Genomic DNA, 22,177 nt, shown 5'->3' on the forward strand with positions numbered 1-22,177 from the left:
ATGGAATCAGTCCAAAGCATAAAACAACGGTTCGAGATCATCGGGAACGATGTGAAACTCAACCGCGCCATAGAAAAGGCCATACAAGTAGCTCCGACCGATATTTCGGTATTGGTAACAGGTGAAAGCGGTGTGGGAAAGGAATCCATTCCCAAGATCATTCACTCGCTTTCCCATCGCAAGCACGCCAAGTACATTGCGGTTAACTGCGGTGCCATCCCCGAGGGAACTATTGACAGTGAACTCTTCGGGCATGAAAAAGGTGCCTTTACCGGAGCCACCCAGACCCGTAGTGGTTATTTTGAGGTAGCCGATGGTGGCACCATATTTTTAGACGAGGTTGGCGAACTTCCATTGACCACCCAAGTTCGATTGCTTCGGGTCTTGGAAAATGGCGAGTTTCTTAAAGTGGGGTCTTCACAGGTACAAAAAACCGATGTTAGGATTGTGGCAGCGACCAACATCAATATGTTCGAGGCCATAAAGAAGGAAAAATTCAGGGAAGACCTCTATTATAGATTGAGTACGGTTGAAATCAATCTGCCACCGCTTCGTGACAGACGGGAAGACATCCATTTATTGTTCCGAAAATTTGCATCCGATTTTGGACAGAAGTATAAAATGCCCACGATCCGACTGGAAGATGATGCCATAAATCTTCTTTTAAAATATCGTTGGCCCGGAAACATTCGCCAATTACGGAACATTGCAGAACAAATTTCCGTACTGGAAGAAGACCGAAACATTTCGGCCGCAACCTTTAAAAGTTACTTGCCCGATTCGAGCGGTTCCAATTTGCCAGCCGTTGTGGAACAAGCCAAAAAAGAAGGGGACTTTAGTAACGAACGCGAAATCCTGTACAAAGTCCTCTTTGACATGAAGAGCGATCTGAACGATCTTAAAAAATTGACCCTGGAACTTCTTAAGGACGATGATTCCAACAAAGTACAACGAGAAAATGAGGGATTGATCCGTAAAATATATGGCAATGAAGGGCAGGAAGAAGATATAGAACACGAAGAGACCCCTGCTGAGCTATTGCATTTGCCCGAGCCCGTTTTGGAACCAACGGCACCCGTCCCATCGCAACAACCTCCTGAGGACAAGTATCATTTTGCTGAAGAAATTGAAGAGGAAGAAACCCTATCTTTACAAGAAAAAGAAATCGAGCTGATCAAAAAATCCTTGGAGCGAAACAAGGGAAAACGTAAGGCCGCAGCTGCCGAGCTTGGTATTTCGGAAAGAACGCTCTACAGAAAAATAAAGCAGTACGATCTATAATCAAGATCAAAAAGTCTGAAAACAATGATGAAAAAACATAGTGTAAAGGTTGGATTGCTTGGACTCGTCCTTTTTTTACAGAGTTGCGGAGCCTATAACTTCTCCGGTGCCGATATTGGAACTGCGGAAAGTTTCCAAGTAAATTTTTTCCAGAATTACGCGGATCAAACACCCGGTTCAGTTATTGTACCGGGATTAGGCAGGGATTTTACCTTGGCGCTGCAAGACATGATCAATAATCTTACCAGCCTATCCCTAACCGGAAGTAATGGCGATTTATTATACGAAGGGGAAATCGTGGAATATAAGGTTGTGCCCATGACGGCCACGGCCGACCAGCGTACTGCACAGAACCGATTGACCATGAGCGTGAATGTTCGGTTTTACAACACAACTAAGGAAGATGCCGATTTTGAAAAGAGGTTTTCCTTTTTTTACGATTTTGATGCCGCAGCTCCGTTACCATCAGTACAAGCAGCGGCCCATGAAGAAATTTTTGAACGACTTACCCAGGATATTTTTAATGCATCCTTGGGAAATTGGTAATAGTATATGAACGTTTCAGATTTTATACATATTCTTCAAAATTCGAATGCCATCCTATCTCCCAAACAAACTAGGGAGTTGGAAGGCATTATTGAGGAATACCCTTATTTTCAGGCTGCTCGTGCCTTGCATTTAAAGGGACTTAAAAATCTGGATAGCTACAAATACAATAGTGCTTTAAAAGTAACCGCCGCCCACACAGCGGACAGGGATGTACTTTTTGATTATATCACTTCAAAAGAATTCATCCAGAACAATATTGCAGATGCCATTGCCGGCAGGGGATCAAAACTGGAGGACCAAGAAGCCGTTTCGGAGGAAATACGGCCCAATCCAAATGCGGCGAGTATGCTTTCGGAATCCAACGAACCTGCCCTGCCCCAAAATTTAAACGACGCAGAGCAAATTCTGAATCCAGAACTTTTCAAATCAAAAACCCCTGAAAAGCAAGCTGAAAAAGTTGAGGAAACCAAAAAGGAACCGAATACTGATTTAAATTTGGGCAAACCCATCCCGTTCACCAAAAAGGAAAAACACTCCTTTACCGAATGGCTTCAATTGACCTCAACCTCGGAAGAACCATCAGAAGAAAAGGAGAACAATGTAGACCATCAGGAAAAAAATGTGATGGACGAACTGGAGCGTAAAAAGAAATTTGAACTCCTGGATAAGTTTATCGAGAACAACCCCAAAATAGTTCCAAAGGAAAACAACCCAAAAGTCAATATAAAAGAGTCAACCAAAATCAACCAAAACGAGTTGATGACAGAGACCTTGGCCAAGGTTTATCTTGAACAGAAAAAGTATAAAAAAGCCATTCAAGCGTTTAAAATATTGAGTTTGAAATATCCAGAAAAAAGTGGTTTCTTTGCAGATCAAATTCAGGCAGTGAAGAAACTGCAACAAGAAAAAGATAAGAAATGAGCACGTTTTCAATTTTTTTGGTACTGATAATTATCGTGTGCCTTTTGTTGGTCTTGGTCATTATGGTCCAAAATCCTAAAGGAGGTGGATTGTCCTCATCCTTTGGAGGAAGCGGCAACCAAGTTGTTGGTGGTGTAAAGAAGACGGGGGACTTTTTGGATAAAAGTACTTGGACCCTTGCCACATTATTGATTGTTTTGATTTTGCTTTCCAATGTTTCCTTAAAAGGAAATTATAGCCAAGCAGATTCCAAACTACTTCAAGGCGACGATACGGAAATGCCAGAAACGGTTCCTGAGGAAGTACCAGAACAACTTCCACCAGCCGAAACCACAAGTCCAGTAGACACTATTGGATAATACAGAGTGACAAAGCATAGAAAAATGCCAGCTTGAAATGACAAGCTGGCATTTTTGTTTTCCATAATGTCAGTTTTTGTGCATTGGCACAATTTCTGTCCTTTAGAATCAAGAATTTTTAAAACAAACACCTAAAAATTAAAAATATGGCTAAAGTAAATATCAAACCATTGGCAGACAGGGTTTTGATTGAGCCTCTACAGGCCGAGACCAAAACTGCCTCCGGTATCATCATTCCGGACACCGCTAAGGAAAAACCACAAAAAGGAACTGTTGTCGCCGTTGGCCCTGGAACCAAGGACGAAAAAGTTACCGTTAAAGAGGGTGATACCGTTCTTTATGGAAAATATGCCGGCACCGAGCTTAAGTTCGATGGTACCGACTATTTGATGATGCGCGAAAGCGATATTTTGGCAATAGTGTAACCAACATGTCATTCCCGCAAAAGCGGGAATCCATCAGAAAAAACTTAGAAGTATAACCAAAAGATTCCTGTCTTCACAGGAATGACAAAACGAAAAAACAAATGGCAAAAGACATTAAGTTTGATATAGATGCACGTGACGGACTGAAAAGAGGCGTTGACAAATTGGCCGAAGCCGTTAAAGTAACCTTGGGCCCAAAAGGTAGAAACGTTATCATCAGCAAGTCCTTTGGAGCACCACAAGTAACCAAAGATGGTGTATCCGTTGCAAAAGAAATTGAATTGGAAGACGCCCTTGAGGATATGGGCGCACAAATGGTAAAGGAAGTAGCTTCCAAAACCAACGACCAAGCGGGTGACGGTACCACTACCGCAACCGTATTGGCCCAGGCTATTGTTAAGGAAGGGCTTAAAAATGTTGCCGCAGGTGCAAATCCTATGGATTTGAAACGCGGTATAGACAAAGCCGTTGAAGCTTTGGTGGCCGACTTGGAAAAACAAACCAAAGAGGTAGGTGACAACTCCGATAAAATTAAACAAGTAGCATCCATCTCCGCAAACAACGATGAAGCTATTGGTGACCTTATCGCCACTGCTTTCACTAAAGTAGGTAAAGAAGGTGTAATCACTGTTGAAGAAGCAAAAGGTACGGATACTTACGTTGATGTAGTTGAAGGTATGCAATTTGACAGAGGATACCTTTCTCCATACTTCGTGACCGATACCGATAAAATGATCGCCGATTTGGAGAACCCTTATATTCTTCTTTTCGACAAGAAAATCTCAAACCTTCAGGAAATTCTTCCTATCCTTGAGCCAGTTGCCCAGTCCGGTAGACCACTTTTAATCATTGCTGAAGACGTAGAAGGCCAAGCCCTTGCTACATTGGTAGTGAACAAATTGAGAGGTGGCCTTAAGATTGCCGCTGTAAAAGCTCCAGGTTTTGGTGACAGAAGAAAAGCCATGTTGGAAGACATCGCTATCTTGACAGGTGGTACCGTAATCTCTGAAGAAAGAGGTTTCTCTTTGGAAAATGCCTCTTTGGATATGTTGGGCACTGCTGAAACTGTAACCATTGACAAAGACAATACTACAATTGTAAACGGTAGTGGAAATGCAGATGACATCAAAGCGAGAGTAAACCAGATTAAAGCTCAAATTGAGACTACAACATCGGATTACGACAAAGAAAAACTTCAGGAGCGTTTGGCCAAATTGGCCGGTGGTGTTGCCGTACTTTATGTGGGCGCCGCTTCCGAAGTGGAAATGAAAGAGAAAAAAGACCGTGTGGATGATGCCTTGCACGCAACCCGTGCCGCTGTGGAAGAAGGTATTGTTGCCGGTGGTGGTGTTGCCTTGGTAAGAGCTAAAAAAGTGCTTGAGAAATTGGCAACCGACTCCTTGGATGAAACTACAGGTGTACAAATTGTGGCCAAAGCCATTGAAGCTCCTTTGCGTACCATCGTAGAGAATGCCGGTGGCGAAGGTTCCGTGGTTATCGCCAAAGTACTTGAAGGTAAAAAAGACTTCGGTTACGATGCCAAGTCCGACCAATATGTGGATATGCTTAAAGCTGGTATCATTGATCCTAAAAAAGTAACCCGTATTGCTTTGGAGAACGCAGCATCCGTTTCTGGAATGATTTTGACCACCGAGTGTGCATTGACCGATATTAAGGAAGATGCCCCTGCAATGCCTCCAATGGGAGGCGGTGGCGGAATGCCAGGTATGATGTAATCATCCCGTTCGGATTAAAAATAGGAACGCCCCGATTTGCATCGGGGCGTTTTCTTTTTATCTAGTTGAACGGTTCTTCGTAAGAACCTAAAACCAAGTTACTTCTTCTTACCAGTAGCTTGGGCAGTCTTCTTGGCAACGGGCTTTACAGCTTTTGCAGGAGATGACTTTCCGTTTGACTTTGCTTGTTTCATCGGTCAATAATTTAAAAACCGAAGTAAATGTATTTCAGATTTGAATCCGTAGATTTTATTTGGCTAAACATTAACTAAAATAAAAATCAGTCGATTGTACCTACCACGCTACCGCAGGTGAGCATGGCATCTCCATAGTAGGGATTTCGGATTTCTTCCTCCAAACTAAGCCAATTGGCACCCTTGTCGTTATTGGCCATAGGGCAATGTTGCACATAGAGTTTTGAATCTAAACCTTGCATTTGTTGACCAATTTGAATCATGTTCTCGGAAAACGGGACAAATACTTCGCGCTGACCTTCTAAGCTAGTTTTGGTGGCCAATTCGTTTAATTGTTTCTCCAATTGTGAGATGTGGCTTTTACCCATATCGTCCATCTGTAGCCCAGAAATGTTTGATGCCATACCCACGGCACTTTTTGCCAATGTTTGCGTTTTCTCCTGATCTGATGCAACCAAGGCATCTTTCAAATTAAGATAAACCTCTAAAAGTTCACTGAACTTTGTTTCTGCTTCTTTAGAGAATTCCATTTTCATGGTACTTCCCATTTTAGTATGTCCACCATGACCCATTTGCATTTCCTCTCCCTCTTGATTCATCATGGATTTTTTACCCTGTAACTGCGCCGCTGCATCTACCGTAAAAGTTCCCTTGGCCACGACCAAATCACCAGACGTTAACCCAGCATTGACGACATAGCTGCCATTCATCAAATTTCCGAGTTCCACTTCCCGCATTTCAAAAACGGTATTGCTTGTATTTGGTTGCACATAGACCAAAGAACGCTTTCCTGTCCATAAAACTGCACTCTCGGGTATTGTCAATGCTTCATCTTGACTACCTGAAATTTCAACCTCAGCCTGTACAAACATACCCGGTTTTAGCAATCCCTTTTTGTTGTCAAGTTCTGCACGTACCTCCAATGTTCTTGTGTCCTTGTTCAGTGTAGGAGCTACAAAGGAAACTTTTGCCGGGAATGTCTGGTTGGGATAGGATTTGGTGGTAACCTCCAGTGTCTGACCTTCCTTAAACAGCCTTAATTGGTTTTCATAAGCATCAAAAATGGCCCAAACGGAATTCAAATTGACTACTTTCACCAAAGGTGAACCTGTTTTGATGTAATCCCCTTCTTCCACCATGATCTCGGAAATCACACCACCTACATTGGCATATACCGGAAAGTTTTCCAGTACTTGACCTGAGCTTTCGATTTCGTTGATTTGGGCATCGGACAACTTCCACAGTTTTAATTTATTACGGACCGCTTTGTACAACTGAGGTTGGGATTCCTTCAAATTGGCAGCGGTCAACAATTCCTGTTGGGCCGAAACCAAGGCTGGGGCATAAATCGTGGCCATCTTTTGGCCTTTTCGCACCGCTTCGCCTTCAAAATTGACATAAATTCGTTCTATCCTGCCATCAAAATAGGCAGATTGCACCGCATCCGACTCTTGGTTGATCGCCACTTTTCCCGAAACTTTAACATGGTCTCCGCTATCGGCCCCAGAACCGACCATTACGGTTTCCACACCGGCCAATACCATGGCATTCTCCGTCATTTTAATCTGGTTGGCCATAAGGCCTTCCCCTGCATTATCTGCCGGAATCAAATCCATTCCGCATATAGGACAGGAACCTGGTTCCGGTTGCATGATCTGCGGGTGCATGGAACAGGTCCACATTTCGCTTTCGTCTTTAGTGGAATGGTCGTGGCCGTTTGACATATCCGAAGCATCTTTGCTGGGCATTGACGCTTCCGAAGAGCCACTAAAAATCAGCCAACCACCAAGCATTCCCACCAGGACTGCAATGGCGATATATATAATATTCTTATTCATAAGCAATTATTTTTTGTTCTGTAATCGTTCGATCATTTTTTTCATTTCAACAATCTCTCTACGCTGAGCCTCAATGATTTCCTCTGCCAGCTCCTTTACCTCGGGGTCTTTGATGTCTGCACGTTCACTGGTCAATATGGCGATGGAATGGTGCGGTATCATTGCCTTCATCCATAATACGTCGCCTACCGTAGATTTTTGGTCGCGTACAAGGAATAGGGATCCAAAAAACAAGACCAAACTTCCTAACAATATGGCCATATTCTTTTTCTTGTCGGTGTACATTTTGCGCATAAAGAACCACATTATGACTGCCATTGTTGCTATTCCCAAACAGACCATATAGAATCGCGTTAAACTGAACCATACGTGGTCGAATTTATAGGTGTTGAGGTACATTGTGATGTACATTGTCACGAAAGAGCAGGCTAACATAATAAAGAAGGTTTTGTAATTTCCTTTTTTTGAGTGCTTTGGGTTTTCCATGATCTTAAAATTTTAGTGTTTATTGTTTCCTTTTTTTTAGTTTTCGAACTGTGGGCGAGCTGATGTACCATAACAGGAAACCGCTCAACACGGTAATCAGCCCCAAAAGGGAAAATACCCGAAGCAAAGTGGTATTAAAATCATCACGACTTTCGTAATCCATGGTGTGGGTCATCCACAAAAAGTCGAACCAACGCCAGTTCCGGTGCCTCACAGTTTGAAACGATCCATCGGCCACCGAGACATAGGCCTTAATGTTTTCGGGCGAATCATATGAAATCACATAAGCGGGCAATTTCCTTTCCCGATACTCGTGATGCTTATCGGTCTTGTCGATTACCTCAACTCCTCTGACTTTTAAATCCGATGACATTTGACGCCCAGCAACAGCTAGAGCTTCTTGTTCTGAAATCCCTTTTTTAAGGCTACCGCTTTCGGCATCCACCAAATATTCATTATTGATCCAATAGTAAGGTTTGCCTGCAATTTCCTTTAGGCTCAACGAACTTATTTTAGCGGGTATATCAATTTGCGACAACCCGATGAGCCCATCAAAGGACGCTGGCTCATAATCCATGTTTCTATAATGATCTCCATGGATTTCATCAATATCGGTCCAGCTAAAATATAATCCACTGGCTGTCCACATGATGAATTGAATGCCCAAAAATATTCCCAAATACCTATGGGCCTTTCTAATTTTAACCGCTGTTGTTCGTTTTACCATTTCGTTCTTAGTCGATTGATTTAGTTCGTAATCGTAATGCATTGGCTATAACCGACACCGAGCTAAAGCTCATGGCCAGGGCCGCGATCATGGGCGAAAGCAAAATCCCGAAAAAGGGATAGAGCACACCTGCTGCCACTGGCACACCAATGGTGTTGTATATCAATGCAAAAAATAGGTTCTGTTTTATGTTTTTCATCACGGCCTCACTAAGGTTCCTTGCTTTTACAATGCCGTGCAGGTCACCTTTCACTAAAGTGATCATGGCACTTTCAATGGCCACATCGGTGCCCGTACCCATGGCAATACCCAAATCGCTTTTGGCCAATGCAGGGGCATCGTTGATTCCATCCCCGGCCATGGCGACCACTTTGCCGTTGTTTTGAAGCTGTTCCACTTCCTTCATTTTATCCTCGGGCAAGGTTTCGGCCTTAAAATCATCCAAATGTAATTCGCCAGCTACTGCTTTTGCGGTGGTGGCATTGTCTCCCGTAAGCATGATCACCTTTATCCCCTTATCCTGAATTGCTTTGATGGCCTTGGCACTTGTATCCTTGATTTTATCACCAATGGCCACAAAACCGTGACATTTACCATCAATGGCCAAATAAGAAACCGTTTTACCTTTCTCTTGTGCTTTTTTGACTTTCTCTCTCATATCATCAGAGATGTCAACATTGGCTTTTTCCATCAATTTGATGTTCCCCAAAAGAATTTTAGAATCCTTGATCTTGCCTTCAACACCCATACCCGTCACAGCATTGAAAGATTCTGTTTTCAGAATTTTGACACCTTTCTCTTTACCATATTTTACCGTGGCTTGTGCCAAAGGGTGTTCGCTATTGGCATTTACCGACACTAGATATTGCAGCAATTTTTCTTCTGAATATTCATCTGAAAACACCTCTAAATGATCAAAAGTAGGCTTGCCTTCGGTAATGGTTCCTGTTTTATCAATGATCAGGGTGTCCACATCGGCCATTTTCTCCAAGGCTTCGGCATTTTTGATCAACACCCCATTTTGGGCACCTTTTCCCACCCCTACCATTACGGACATGGGTGTGGCGAGCCCGAGTGCACATGGACAAGCAATAATCAATACGGCAATCGCATTGATCAAAGCGTAAACATAGGTTGGCTGTGGACCCCATATCGCCCAAACTGCGAATGTCAAAATAGAAATAATGACAACTGCTGGCACAAAATAGGCGGATACTTTGTCGGCTAAATTCTGAATGGGCGCTCGGCTTCGGCTTGCTTCGTTCACCATATTGATGATTTGCGAAAGCAGCGTATCACTGCCCACTTTTTCAGCCTTCATCAAAAAACTTTGATTCCCATTAATGGTACCGCTACTTACTGTATCTTCAACTCCTTTTTCAACTGGAATGGGCTCTCCTGTAATCATGGATTCATCCACGGAAGTTTCTCCCTCGGTAATAATTCCATCCACGGGAATTTTTTCTCCAGGTTTTACACGTAGGATATCATTCTTTTCAATATCATCAATGCTTACCTCTATTTCTTCTCCATCTACTACCTTGATAGCTTTATTGGGAGCCAATTTCAACAATTCCTTAACGGCATTATTGGTTTTGCTGTGTGCCCTTGCCTCCAGCAATTGTCCCAAAAGCACCAAGGTTAGGATTACGGTCGCTGCCTCAAAATAGACATGTACCGCACCGGATTCACCTTTAAATTGATCGGGGAAGAATCCTGGAAACAACAATCCCAACACACTAAACACAAATGCAACCCCCGCACCAATACCTATCAAGGTAAACATATTCAGGTTCCATGTTTTAATGCTTCGGTACGCTCGTTCAAAAAACATCCAAGTTGCATAAAAAACCACAGGTATAGACAATGCAAATTGTACCCAATTCCAATATTTGGGAGCCATTACCTGATGCAGTGGATTGTTGGGAACCATATCGCTCATGGCAATCAGGAAAATGGGCAAGGTAAAGGCAAGGGCAATCCAAAACCTTTTAAGCAGCTTTTTATATGTTTTTTCCTCAGCGCTGGCTTCGGGTTCTTTGGGCACCAAGTCCATTCCACATTTTGGACAGGAACCGGGGCCATCTTCCACCACTTCAGGGTGCATGGGACACGTCCATTGTTGTTTGGAGCTCGTAGACGTATTTTGTTCCTCCACCAAGTCCATTCCGCAAACGGGGCAATCCCCTGGTTTATCGTAGGTTTTGTCACCTTCGCATTGCATGGGGCAATAAAAGGTACCGTTCCCATTGGAAACAGGTTGTTCCTCTTTCTTCTTTGGTTGATGGTGGTGTCCCTCGGGATGAATAGTGTAACCGCCCCCATCTTGTTCCAAGGCTTCCTTGAACTTTTCAATTGGAATGTGTTCCTCCATCTGGATTACAGCTTCAGCTTTTTCCAGGTTTACCTCAACTGAGTTAACCCCGTCCACTTTGGACAATGTTTGTTCAACATGATTTCTACAGCCGTTACAGCTCATTCCGCGTATGTGATAGGTATGCTTCATCTTGTTTGTTTTTTATTCAAAACTAGCTGAAAACCAGTTGGAAGCTTTTTACAATTCTGGATGTCTTTTATACAATTTCATCCAAAGGCTTCCGATTCCAATCTTGTACTTTTCGATATTCGCTCATGGACATTCCCGTTATCGATTTAAATTGTTTGGCCAAATGGCTGCTGCTTTTATAATTCAAATCGTAAGCGATCTCCGAAAATGTTTTGGTCTCCATCTGAATTTCTTCCTTTACCCTTTCAATTTTTAAAAGGATGAAATACTTTTCGATGGTAAGTCCTTCTTTGGCACTGAACATCTTGCTAAGCGCCGAATAATCTTTGTTCATTTTTTCTGATAGATATTTCGAGAGATTCTGGCGCAAATCATTATTCACGGCATTGATCAAATGTTTTTTAATGTCAACTATGTGGCTGTCATTTACATCCTCGATCAATTCAAAACCATTTTTCACCAAAATCTCCCGAATATGCTTCATTTGTTCTTGGGCCCCATCAGAAAATTGAACCTCTCCCAAGTCCATATGTACCACCTCGATGCCAGCATTCCGAAACTCTTGCTTCAGAACACCTTTACACCTGTCGCAAACCATATTTTTTACTTTGATGTGCATCGTTGGTACAATTCTAATTTTGATTAATTGTGTGTATGTCCGTCTGCCATGTGCTCCTCGTTCAGCACATAGGTCATCCCGCAAACAGGGCATTTGCCCTCTTCATCACTTCCACTACCCTCACAGTGCATTGGGCAAACATATGTAGAGGTATACTCTTTGCCCTCCATTTTGGCAGTTTCCATGCCTTCCATATCATGATCTTCATGATCCATGTTTTCCATGTCATGACCTTCGTGTTCCATCGTCGCTTCGGTCGATGTATCTTTTGCTTCCTCGGTTTTTCCCTTGCACGATACGGTAAGCACCAATACTGAAGCAAATGCGATTCCAATAATTGTTTTAATGTTTGTTCTCATTTTTGATAGATTAAATTTACTTGTTAATTAAATAATTGATGATGGCAGATTGCAGATAATACAACTGCACTGATTGTATTTGATTCGTCTGAAACTTTAACTGTAACTCCTGAATGTCCAGTACATCGTTAAAATCGATGGTTCCCGTTTCATAATTTTTGATCAGGATTTCTTCGGCATCCTTGGCCTGTTTTAAATTCTTTGTTTGGGTTTGATGGGCAATACGTGCCTGATTTCTTTTTGAAACTGCATCGGCATAGGCATTTTCCAATACATTCAACCGTTCTTCTCTTTGAAGCGCTATTTCTTTGTGACGAAGCTCGTTCTGCTTAGTAACAGACTTGAACTTGTTATTGAAAATGGGGATGGAGAAGGTCACCATTGGCATTACAATATCCTTTCCGTTATCGCTAAAAACCACATCGTCCCGTTCCGAAACAGGAATATAATCGAGCCCTATTCCAAAACTCGGGGCATTCTCCTTTTGGTTGAGCAGTTCCGATTGGGTTACCGATTCATACAATTGATCATACTTGAGCAACTCAGGGTTTAAGCTTAAATCTTCTTTGTGGAGTATAGGGTCATCCACAGGGATATCCATTTCATCTACCACCTCAACAGAAATACTTTCATCACGATTCAATAAATTGTTGAAAACGGCCTGCTCAGCCAGATAAGATTCTTCCAGCACCTCTTTCTGCTGCTGTAGTTCGTTTTGGCGAATTTGAAGTCTTAAAACATCCACGGCCGATGCTTTTCCCACTTCAACGGAGGTCAAGGCCAAAGTTTCGTATGTCTTTAGCAGTTCAATATTTTCCTGCAACACCTTTTGTTTCGCTTGAATCCCATACAATTTGTAGTAGGACTGTGCCACGGAAAGGGCCAATTTTCGTTTGGCAATCACAATTTCCGCATATTCGGTCTCCGCCATGGAACTCGCATAATTTTCACGGGTAGTGATGGTACCGAACCAGGGCAACATCTGAGACACGGAAAATCTGGCGCGCTGCGCCCCTGTTCTGGTCTCTGGCTCACTAATAAAATAACCAGCTCCAATGGTGGTATTCGGCAAGGTATTTACCTCGTTCACCTTTTCTTTGGCAATATTATAGCGTAATTCCAATGCCTGAATCATAGGGCTGTTTAATTCAGCTTCCTGAAGATAACTCTCCAAGGACTGGGCATGCACACCAAAAGTTGCTAAAGCAATTACTATATATATGAAGTTCTTTTTCATCGGTTTTGCATTTTAAGTTGCAACTCACTTTTCCAACTGTACAGCACAGGTACCACAAACAATGTGATCAATGCGATCAACATTCCTCCAAAACTTGGAATGGCCATGGGAATCATAATGTCACTTCCCCTACCTGTACTGGTAAGCACGGGCAATAGTGCTAAAATGGTGGTCGCTGTGGTCATCAAACAAGGTCTAATCCTTTTTTCTCCCGCTTCCAATACCGAAGCACGGATTCCTTTCAAACTTTCAGGTTTGTTCTTATCAAAAGTTTGTGTGAGGTAAGTCGCCATGACCACTCCATCATCCGTAGCGATTCCGAAGAGCGCAATAAAACCAACCCAGACCGCCACACTTAGATTAATCGTATGCATTTGGAAAAGGTCCCGCAGGTTTTCTCCCATAAAACTAAAGTTGAGGAACCAATCCTGACCATAGAACCAAATCATTAAAAAACCACCTGCAAAAGCCACCATAATCCCTGAAAAAACCATCAAGGATGTAGCCACCGACCTAAATTGGAAGTAAAGAATCAAAAAGATGATCAATAATGCCAGTGGAACCACCACGGACAAGGTTTTTTCGGCACGTAACTGGTTTTCATAGGTCCCTGTAAATTGATAACTGATACCTTTGGGAACGACCAATTCCCCGCTTTCTATCTTTTCGAGAATCTTGGCTTGTGCGTTTTCAACCACATCAACCTCGGCATAGCCATCTTGCTTATCAAAAAGCACGTAGCCTACCAAAAAGGTATCCTCACTTTTAATCGCTTGTGGTCCCTGCTCGTAACGAATGGTAACCAATTCGCTCAAGGGAACAGGGCTTCCTTTTTGTACAGGAACATAAATGTTCCCGATATCGGTTGGGTTTTCCCGGAGTTCCCTTGGGTAGCGCACGCGAACACCGTAACGCTCCCGTCCTTCCACAGTTTGGGTCAAGGTCATTCCACCAAGGGCGACCTCCAGAATTTGCTGTACATCTTCGATGACCAGACCATAGCGGACCAGTTTTTCGCGATCAATATCTATAAGGAGATAGGGCTTGCCAACGATTCGGTCAGCAAAAACAGCCTCATCCTTAACCCCTGCTGCTTCTTTTAAAATGGGTTCCAATTGAAGGCCAAAGTTTTCGATTTCCTTTAAATCTTGACCTTTCACTTTAATTCCCATAGGGGCACGCATCCCAGTTTGAAGCATTACCAGACGTGTTTCAATAGGTTGTAATTTGGGCGCTGAAGTAACCCCTGGCAACTTGGTCACTTTCACGATTTCGTTCCAAATATCGTCCGGCTTCTTGATTTCGGGGCGCCAGTTTCGGAAATATTCTCCATCATCATCCGGAATTAAAAGGTCTCTATCGATTCGTAATGGTTCGCTCACATGGTTTTCGGCATAGTTTTGTTCATTGCTCACTTCCAAATTTGGATTGGCGAGTACTTTTCCGTTGCTCAACTCAAAATAACCATCTTCATTTACTTTGAATCGCTGCGGACTTCCCATTTCATTTTTTTGATACTCCGACCTGTATTGAATAATGTTCTCGTACATGGAAAGTGGAGCGGGATCTAAGGCGGATTCCGTCCTACCCGCTTTTCCTACTACGGTTTGAATCTCAGGGATGGTCGCTACGGCCATATCCAATTGCTGCAACACCCGCTTGTTTTCCTCAACTCCGGCATGCGGCAAAGAGGTGGGCATCAAAAGGAACGAACCTTCATTGAGTGAAGGCATAAACTCCTGGCCTGTATTTCTCATAATCATGAATCCGAAAACCACGATTACGGTCGGAATGGACAAAAACAACAATTTGTTTTCCAGAGCCCATGTTAAAATGCGACTATAATATTGTCTGAAGAGGTAAAAAACACCGAGTAAAACACCACAAATCAATCCAACAAACAACAGGTTAATACCAATGCTTCGGTCAAAGCCCAAAGGCCTCCAATACGTGGCCAATAAGAAAACAATGGTAGCTACACAGATACCCACATTTAGCATACCCGCTTGTTTTTCATCAATAATTGCCCTTAATTTGAGGATTCCCGAAACACCAAAGGCAATCAAAGCCAAGCCCAACCAATATCCGAAAGCGATGGCCACCAATCCCAAGACGACCAAAACCCCATTCCAAATGTTTTTGAAAGTTTGATTTGCACTTTGCTTTCTAAAAATGATGGCCGCAAAGGGTGGAATCAAAAATAGGGCGACGATAATCGAGGCCGTCAATGCCATCGTCTTGGTAAAGGCCAATGGACGGAATAGTTTTCCTTCTGCCCCCACCATGGTAAAGACTGGAATAAAACTGATGATGGTCGTCAGCACTGCGGTTAAAATAGCACCTGATACCTCAGCAGTGGCATTGTACACTACTTCATTTATAGATAGGTTTTGGTCATTCTCATCCATGTGACGAATAATGTTCTCGGAGAGAATGACCCCGACATCGACCATGGTTCCAATGGCGATGGCGATACCTGATAGCGCTACAATATTGGCATCAACCCCGAACATTTTCATGGCGATAAACACCATGAGCACTGCAACAGGCAACAAACCAGAAATCAAAACGGAAGCCCTTAGATTAAACACCATGACCACAATCACCAAAATGGTGATCAGAATTTCCAAGGTCAAGGCTTCATTGAGCGTTCCCAGCGTTTCTTGAATGAGTTCAGTTCTATCATAAAAAGGAACGATAGTAAGTTGCGAAGTAGTTCCATCCTTCAATTCTTTGGATGGAAGCCCAGCACTCAATTCCTTAATTTGTTCCTTTACATTATTGATGACCTCCAACGGATTGGCACCATAACGGGCCACAACCACACCACCGACCACTTCGGCACCTTCCTTGTCCAAAATTCCACGGCGAACCGCAGGTCCCAAGGAAACATGTGCCACATCCTGAACACGAATGGAGGTATAGTCCGTAGCCGTAACTACAGCATTTTTTATGTCGTCCAAGGATTTGATGTATCCCAATCCACGAACCAAGTATTCGGCCTTATTGATTTCCAATGTCTGTGCACCAATGTCCCGATTACTTTGTTTAACGGCCTTGACCACTTGGTCCAACCCAACATTATACTGCTTCATCAGTTCGGGGTCCACATCCACTTGGTATTCTTGCACAAATCCGCCAATGGAAGCGACTTCTGATACACCGGATGCGGAGGACAAAGCATATTTTACATAGTAATCCTGTACGCTTCGCAGTTCCTGCAAATCCCATCCGCCCGTTACATTGCCATCCTTATCGCGCCCCTCCAATGTGTACCAAAATATCTGTCCCAATGCTGTGGCATCGGGACCCAGGGCAGGGTTTACACCATTAGGCAACAAGTTGTTGGGAAGCGAGTTGAGTTTTTCCAAAATACGGCTACGGCTCCAGTAGAACTCCACGTCCTCCTCAAAAATGATGTAGATGCTCGAAAATCCGAACATCGAAGAACTCCGAATGGTCTTCACACCTGGAATACCCAATAAAGATGTGGTTAAGGGATAGGTTATCTGATCTTCGATATCTTGTGGAGAGCGTCCGGGCCATTTGGTAAAAACGATCTGTTGGTTTTCCCCAATATCAGGTATGGCATCCACAGCAACAGGATTACTAGGCAAAATGCCACCAGTATCCCAATTAAAAGGAGTGCTTACAATACCCCAAGCCATAAAAATTAGCAGGAGCAGCACAGCCACCAGTTTGTTCTCTATTAAAAATTTGATGCTTTTGTTCAGCATAAAGGTTTGATTTAAACATTAGATCAACACAAAAACGCGCATAAACGCAACTGCCCAACCAATCAGGTCGGGAAAATTCAATCAATGTTAAAATCAAATAAGGAAAGTCTGGTCGAGAACCTGTACATCCCTTATCAATGGCGGTGGGTTGTACTCATTAAAAGAGCTTGGTTCTTCGGAATCAATTTCGAAAAGCTGAAAATAGGATTGGACAAAACTCACAAGAAAAACCTGTTGGTCCAAACTGAAATTTTCAAAAGAGATTTTTAGGTCATCTTGACCTTGAACGGTGAAAGATTCATCATTACAACAGGATTTTTCCATATCCTTATCCATGTCCATACCGCAATCATCGGCATGGGCAAAAAAGGAAATATCCATCACACGGCCCATACAAATATGCTTGTCCACCGTCCACGAAACCGTGGATGCCAAGACCAAAAGAGCCATTAATGAGGATAGTATTTGATGAAAAATCTGTTTCATTCGACTACAAAACTACAAAATATTAACATTTATTGTTTTGCTTAACAGAACTTTATCTATTTACTGCATGTAAGTTCCATTTCATTTGTCGTACAAATCCACTATTCAATACATTTGCAAAAAAATTACCTCATGCTAAAATCATTGGAACCCAAAGTACTTGAAATCGTTAAGGACAAAGCGAAATCCGTTGACACTCGTTTAGGCGAAATCTGTGAACTTTTGCGCAGCAACGTAGCTCATTACGATTGGGTAGGGTTCTATTTTAAAAATGGTGACAAAGAAGAATTGAAACTGGGGCCCTACGCAGGTGCTCCCACCGATCACACCATCATTCCTTTTGGCAAGGGCATTTGTGGGCAGGTAGCCGTGAGCAATCAGAACTTTGTGGTACCCGATGTTGCCGCTCAGGACAACTACATCGCCTGTAGCATTACCGTTAAAGCTGAAATTGTTGTTCCGCTATTTGTGAACGGGGAAAATGTGGGGCAGATTGATATCGATTCCAACACTCCCGACCCATTTACAGCCGAAGATGAACGCTTTTTGGAATTCATCAATGCCGAAGTGGCCAAGATTCTGTAAAACTTAACGAATTTTGTTGATAAACCGTTCTGCATTTTAGCTTCAAAAAAAGTACTTTTGTGCGCTTAATAAATTGATTCTAAGACACAGAAGATGACTGCTAAAAAAGCCTCCGCTGCATTAATTTCCGTATTTCATAAAGATGGTCTGGAACCCATCGTTAAAAAATTGGATGAACTTGGGGTAACTCTTTATTCTACAGGAGGAACCGAAAAATTTATCCGCGATTTGGGTATCGATGTGGTACCCGTTGAAGATGTGACCAGCTACCCATCCATTTTGGGCGGTCGCGTAAAGACATTGCATCCCAAAGTTTTCGGAGGAATTTTGAACAGACAGGACAATGAAACTGATGTTGCCCAAATGGCGGAATTTGAAATTCCACAGTTGGACATTGTGATCGTAGATCTTTATCCTTTTGAAAAAACTGTTGCCAGTGGCGCATCGGAGCAAGATATTATCGAGAAAATAGATATCGGTGGGATTTCCCTGATCAGGGCTGCCGCCAAGAACTTCAAGGATGTACTTTGTGTATCTTCCATGGAGGATTACGAAGACTTTTTGAATGTGATTTCCGAAGGAGACGGAACCACGACTTTGGAAGACCGCAAGCGTTTTGCAACTAAGGCCTTCAATATTTCATCGCATTACGATACGGCCATCTTCAATTACTTCAACAAGGAAAAAGAGGAAACTGTATTGAAAATCAGCGAGACCAAAGGTCAAGTATTGCGTTACGGAGAAAACCCACACCAAAAAGGATTCTTCTTCGGCGATTTTGATGCGATGTTTTCAAAGCTTCACGGCAAGGAGCTATCCTACAACAACCTTTTGGATGTGGATGCCGCCGTAAATTTGATGGGAGAATTTAAAAATGACGACCCAACCTTTGCTATCTTAAAACACAACAATGCTTGTGGATTAGCAACTCGAAGCTCCATCCATCAAGCCTATGTGGATGCCTTGGCTGGTGACCCTGTTTCGGCATTTGGCGGGATTTTGATTTCCAATGTTGAGATTGATAAGCCTACGGCAGAAGAAATCCACAAATTGTTCTGCGAAGTGGTCATTGCTCCAAGCTATTCCGATGAAGCTTTAGAAATCTTGAAAGGCAAAAAAAATAGAATCATCTTGATTCAAAACGAGATTGAATTGCCAGAAACTTTGGTAAGAACTTGCTTGAACGGTGTTTTGGTTCAGGATAAAGATTCCAAAACCGACACTAAAGAAGACTTGAACCCAGTTACCGATAAAAAACCAACTTCAGAAGAAATCGAAGATTTGATTTTTGCTTCCAAATTGTGCAAGCATACCAAAAGTAACACCATTGTTTTGGCCAAAAACAAACAATTGTGCGCCAGTGGCACAGGACAGACTTCACGAGTTGACGCACTGAACCAAGCCATCCACAAAGCAAAGTCTTTCGAATTTGACTTGGAAGGTGCCGTTATGGCCAGTGACGCCTTCTTCCCCTTCCCTGATTGTGTGGAGATTGCGGATAAAGCGGGCATTAAAAGTGTGATTCAACCAGGGGGCTCCATCAAGGATCAATTAAGCATTGATTATTGTAATGAAAATGGATTGGCAATGGTGATGACAGGCACTAGACATTTTAAACATTAATTTTAGTACTTTAGCCGATAAATTTTACCGTTAATCCGAAAATAGACTCTTTTTTATGGGATTTTTTGATTTCATGACCGAGGAAATTGCCATTGACCTTGGTACTGCAAATACCCTGATCATCCACTTGGACAAAGTGGTTGTGGACAGTCCTTCCATTGTAGCGAGGGACCGTGTATCGGGGAAAATAATCGCGGTAGGCCGCGAAGCCAATATGATGCAGGGGAAGACCCATGAAAACATCAAAACCATACGACCGTTGAAAGACGGGGTAATCGCAGATTTTGATGCTTCGGAAAAGATGATCAGTATGTTCATCAAAAATATTCCTGCACTCAAGAAAAAGTGGTTCCCGCCTGCACTACGCATGGTTATCTGTATTCCTTCAGGCATTACGGAAGTGGAGATGCGTGCGGTTCGAGAGTCTGCGGAACGCGTTAACGGTAAAGAGGTATACCTGATTCATGAACCAATGGCAGCTGCCATTGGTATCGGTCTCGATATTATGCAGCCGAAAGGAAATATGATTGTGGACATAGGTGGTGGTACTACGGAGATTGCGGTGATTGCACTTGGTGGTATCGTTTGTGACAAGTCCGTGAAAATTGCGGGGGATGTATTTACGAACGACATTATCTACTACATGAGGACCCAGCACAACTTGTACGTTGGCGAGAGTACCGCGGAAGCCATCAAAATTGAAATTGGTTCGGCCACCGAGGATTTAAAATCACCACCAGATGATAAATCCATTCAAGGGCGTGACCTATTGACGGGAAAACCAAAACAGGTTCATGTTTCCTACAGAGAAATTGCCAAAGCTTTGGACAAAAGTATTTTAAGAGTGGAAGATGCGGTTATGGAAACCTTGTCCCAGACCCCACCAGAACTGGCAGCGGATATTTACAATACGGGTATTTATTTGGCAGGTGGCGGTTCCATGCTCCGAGGGTTGGACAGAAGGCTTTCCCAAAAAACCGATTTGCCTGTGTACATCGCCGAAGATCCTTTGAGAGCTGTTGTGAGAGGTACTGGTATTGCTCTTAAAAACTTGGAACGCTATAAAAGTATTTTAATAAAATAGACTTGTATTTTCTGCAGTTCTATTACCTTCAAGGAGTTCAAAAACCTTCTTAACGATACGATTGCATGCAACGCATCATCAATTTTGTTTTACGCTATCGAAACGCATTTCTGTATGCTTTTTTTGCGTTTATCTCGTTGGTGATGACCATTAGATCACATTCGTACCATCAATCCAAATTTTTTAATTCATCCCGATGGGTCACCGGCAGCATTTATGGTGCTGGTTCCGATGTATCTTCCTATTTCAACCTGCAAGATGAGAACAAAAGATTGGTAGAGGAGAACCAGCTACTGCGAAAAATGCTGTTCAATGCCCAGTTTGATAGCATTGAACCTTTGGATTCCACTTTGGCGGTATACCAAGTACTCAATGCCAAGCTCATCAAAAATAGCTTTACTTCGCCCCGTAATTATGTTACCATTGATAAGGGAAAAAACGATGGGGTACACCAAGATATGGGCGTGATTACAACGGATGGTATTCTGGGTATTGTGGAAAACGTGTCGAATAATTTTGCGACGGTGCAAAGTGTGCTCAATACCAAATCCAATATCAACGCAAAAATTAAGGGCACCGAATACTTTGGTTCGTTGATTTGGGACACTAAAGATTATAAGGTGGTACAATTGATAGATATTCCAAGATTGGTGCCGCTCGTTGTTGGAGATACCATCGTAACCGGTGGCATGTCCAGTATTTTTCCAGAAAATGTACCTATCGGAACCATTAAAAAATACGATTTAAACGTATCCAAAAGCTTTTACGATATTGATGTTGAACTGTTTTCGGATATGGCCAACATCAAAAATGTATACTTGATAGAAAACAAGGACAAAGAGGAAATCGAGGAATTAGAATCCAGAACCATAGAATGAACAGTACACTGATTATAAATATGCTGCGTTTTGTGTTGTTGGTCCTCACACAGGTCCTTATATTCAACAACCTCAATTTTCTTGGTTTCATAAATCCGCTGATCTATGTAATTTTCTTTTATTGGTACCCCATCAAAGGGAACAGGGCACTTTTTATGCTTACCGCATTTTTATTGGGGCTGGTCATCGATATTTTTTCCGATACCCTCGCCTTGAATGCTTTGGCATCGGCAACCATTGCCTATGCAAGACCGGCCATTATGCGGTTTTGTTTTGGCGTAAACTACGATTTTCAAAGTTTCAGCTTTAAGAATACTACCAAAGTCCAGCGCATTACCTTTATGGCTTTGCTCGTTTTTATCCATCATCTGATATTCTTTTCGTTTGAAATTTTAAGTATCGCCCATATCCTATTAATTTTGAAGAAAGTTTTCGCCACAGGTATTGTAACTTTAATACTTTGTGTATTATTCAGTTCACTTTTTAGTCCAAAAAGCGAATAAAAACGTAGTTTTTATCGTTGGGGTATATAAGAAGCCCTAGAATT

Annotated in this window: 20 protein-coding genes; 11 read left to right on the forward strand and 9 right to left on the reverse strand. The window is 42.6% G+C overall.

Annotated features, from left to right (window positions below):
- The 6 genes from GO009_RS12705 (at position 1) to groL (ending at position 5,271) form a co-directional block, all read left to right on the forward strand.
- The gene (locus GO009_RS12705) at positions 1-1,281 is read left to right on the forward strand and encodes a sigma-54-dependent Fis family transcriptional regulator (protein ID WP_163626620.1); all 1,281 of its coding nucleotides are present in this window, start codon (positions 1-3) and stop codon (positions 1,279-1,281) included.
- A gap of 27 nt (positions 1,282-1,308) precedes the next feature.
- Positions 1,309-1,827: an LptE family protein gene (locus GO009_RS12710; RefSeq protein WP_163626654.1), complete on the forward strand. Its 519-nt coding sequence runs from the start codon at positions 1,309-1,311 to the stop codon at positions 1,825-1,827.
- A 6-nt stretch (positions 1,828-1,833) separates the two neighbouring features.
- The gene (locus tag GO009_RS12715; protein ID WP_163626621.1) at positions 1,834-2,751 is read left to right on the forward strand and encodes a hypothetical protein; all 918 of its coding nucleotides are present in this window, start codon (positions 1,834-1,836) and stop codon (positions 2,749-2,751) included.
- On the forward strand, positions 2,748-3,110 hold the full coding sequence (gene secG / locus GO009_RS12720; RefSeq protein WP_163626622.1) for a preprotein translocase subunit SecG: 363 nt from the start codon (positions 2,748-2,750) through the stop codon (positions 3,108-3,110). The genes GO009_RS12715 and secG overlap by 4 nt, the downstream gene beginning before the upstream one ends.
- Positions 3,111-3,256: 146 nt before the next feature.
- Positions 3,257-3,535, forward strand: coding sequence for a co-chaperone GroES (gene groES, locus GO009_RS12725; RefSeq protein ID WP_163626623.1), 279 nt, complete (start codon positions 3,257-3,259; stop codon positions 3,533-3,535).
- Positions 3,536-3,636: 101 nt separating this feature from the next.
- A complete protein-coding gene (gene groL / locus GO009_RS12730) occupies positions 3,637-5,271 on the forward strand; it encodes a chaperonin GroEL (RefSeq protein WP_163626624.1) in 1,635 nt (544 codons plus the stop codon).
- Between the two features lie 280 nt (positions 5,272-5,551).
- Here the strand turns inward: groL and GO009_RS12735 are convergent, their stop codons facing one another.
- The 9 genes from GO009_RS12735 to GO009_RS12775 form a co-directional block, all read right to left on the reverse strand.
- Positions 5,552-7,303, reverse strand: a complete 1,752-nt coding sequence (locus GO009_RS12735) for an efflux RND transporter periplasmic adaptor subunit (RefSeq protein WP_163626625.1) — start codon at positions 7,301-7,303, stop codon at positions 5,552-5,554.
- Positions 7,304-7,309: 6 nt separating this feature from the next.
- On the reverse strand, positions 7,310-7,789 hold the full coding sequence (locus tag GO009_RS12740) for a DUF305 domain-containing protein (protein ID WP_163626626.1): 480 nt from the start codon (positions 7,787-7,789) through the stop codon (positions 7,310-7,312).
- A 19-nt stretch (positions 7,790-7,808) separates the two neighbouring features.
- Positions 7,809-8,516, reverse strand: coding sequence for a hypothetical protein (locus GO009_RS12745; protein ID WP_163626627.1), 708 nt, complete (start codon positions 8,514-8,516; stop codon positions 7,809-7,811).
- 7 nt (positions 8,517-8,523) lie between these two features.
- Positions 8,524-11,022: a heavy metal translocating P-type ATPase gene (locus tag GO009_RS12750; RefSeq protein WP_163626628.1), complete on the reverse strand. Its 2,499-nt coding sequence runs from the start codon at positions 11,020-11,022 to the stop codon at positions 8,524-8,526.
- Between the two features lie 67 nt (positions 11,023-11,089).
- Positions 11,090-11,641: an AraC family transcriptional regulator gene (locus tag GO009_RS12755; protein WP_163626629.1), complete on the reverse strand. Its 552-nt coding sequence runs from the start codon at positions 11,639-11,641 to the stop codon at positions 11,090-11,092.
- A gap of 23 nt (positions 11,642-11,664) precedes the next feature.
- Entirely contained in the window at positions 11,665-12,000 is a 336-nt protein-coding gene (locus GO009_RS12760) for a heavy metal-binding domain-containing protein (RefSeq protein ID WP_163626540.1), read from the reverse strand.
- 16 nt (positions 12,001-12,016) lie between these two features.
- Complete coding sequence (locus GO009_RS12765) at positions 12,017-13,237, reverse strand: TolC family protein (RefSeq protein ID WP_163626630.1); 1,221 nt, start codon at positions 13,235-13,237, stop codon at positions 12,017-12,019.
- Positions 13,234-16,974 (reverse strand): efflux RND transporter permease subunit, encoded by a 3,741-nt coding sequence (locus GO009_RS12770; RefSeq protein ID WP_163626631.1) that lies wholly within the window; start codon positions 16,972-16,974, stop codon positions 13,234-13,236. The genes GO009_RS12765 and GO009_RS12770 overlap by 4 nt, the downstream gene beginning before the upstream one ends.
- 93 nt (positions 16,975-17,067) lie before the next feature.
- Positions 17,068-17,460 carry a hypothetical protein gene (locus tag GO009_RS12775; protein WP_239057462.1) on the reverse strand — a complete coding sequence of 131 codons (393 nt, stop codon included), beginning with the start codon at positions 17,458-17,460 and terminating at the stop codon, positions 17,068-17,070.
- 132 nt (positions 17,461-17,592) lie between these two features.
- On the opposite strand from GO009_RS12775, the gene GO009_RS12780 reads away from it, so the two are divergent.
- From GO009_RS12780 to GO009_RS12800, 5 genes are all read left to right on the forward strand, one after another.
- The gene (locus GO009_RS12780; RefSeq protein ID WP_163626632.1) at positions 17,593-18,045 is read left to right on the forward strand and encodes a GAF domain-containing protein; all 453 of its coding nucleotides are present in this window, start codon (positions 17,593-17,595) and stop codon (positions 18,043-18,045) included.
- Positions 18,046-18,138: 93 nt separating this feature from the next.
- Positions 18,139-19,668, forward strand: a complete 1,530-nt coding sequence (purH, locus tag GO009_RS12785; protein ID WP_163626633.1) for a bifunctional phosphoribosylaminoimidazolecarboxamide formyltransferase/IMP cyclohydrolase — start codon at positions 18,139-18,141, stop codon at positions 19,666-19,668.
- Between the two features lie 55 nt (positions 19,669-19,723).
- On the forward strand, positions 19,724-20,752 hold the full coding sequence (locus tag GO009_RS12790; protein ID WP_014032196.1) for a rod shape-determining protein: 1,029 nt from the start codon (positions 19,724-19,726) through the stop codon (positions 20,750-20,752).
- 65 nt (positions 20,753-20,817) lie between these two features.
- Positions 20,818-21,630 (forward strand): rod shape-determining protein MreC, encoded by an 813-nt coding sequence (mreC, locus tag GO009_RS12795; protein WP_163626634.1) that lies wholly within the window; start codon positions 20,818-20,820, stop codon positions 21,628-21,630.
- Entirely contained in the window at positions 21,627-22,133 is a 507-nt protein-coding gene (locus tag GO009_RS12800) for a rod shape-determining protein MreD (RefSeq protein WP_163626635.1), read from the forward strand. Before mreC ends, GO009_RS12800 begins: the two co-directional genes overlap by 4 nt.
- Positions 22,134-22,177: the final 44 nt, after the last annotated feature.

Source organism: Allomuricauda sp. TY007, assembly GCF_010468565.1.
GTDB lineage: Bacteria > Bacteroidota > Bacteroidia > Flavobacteriales > Flavobacteriaceae > Flagellimonas.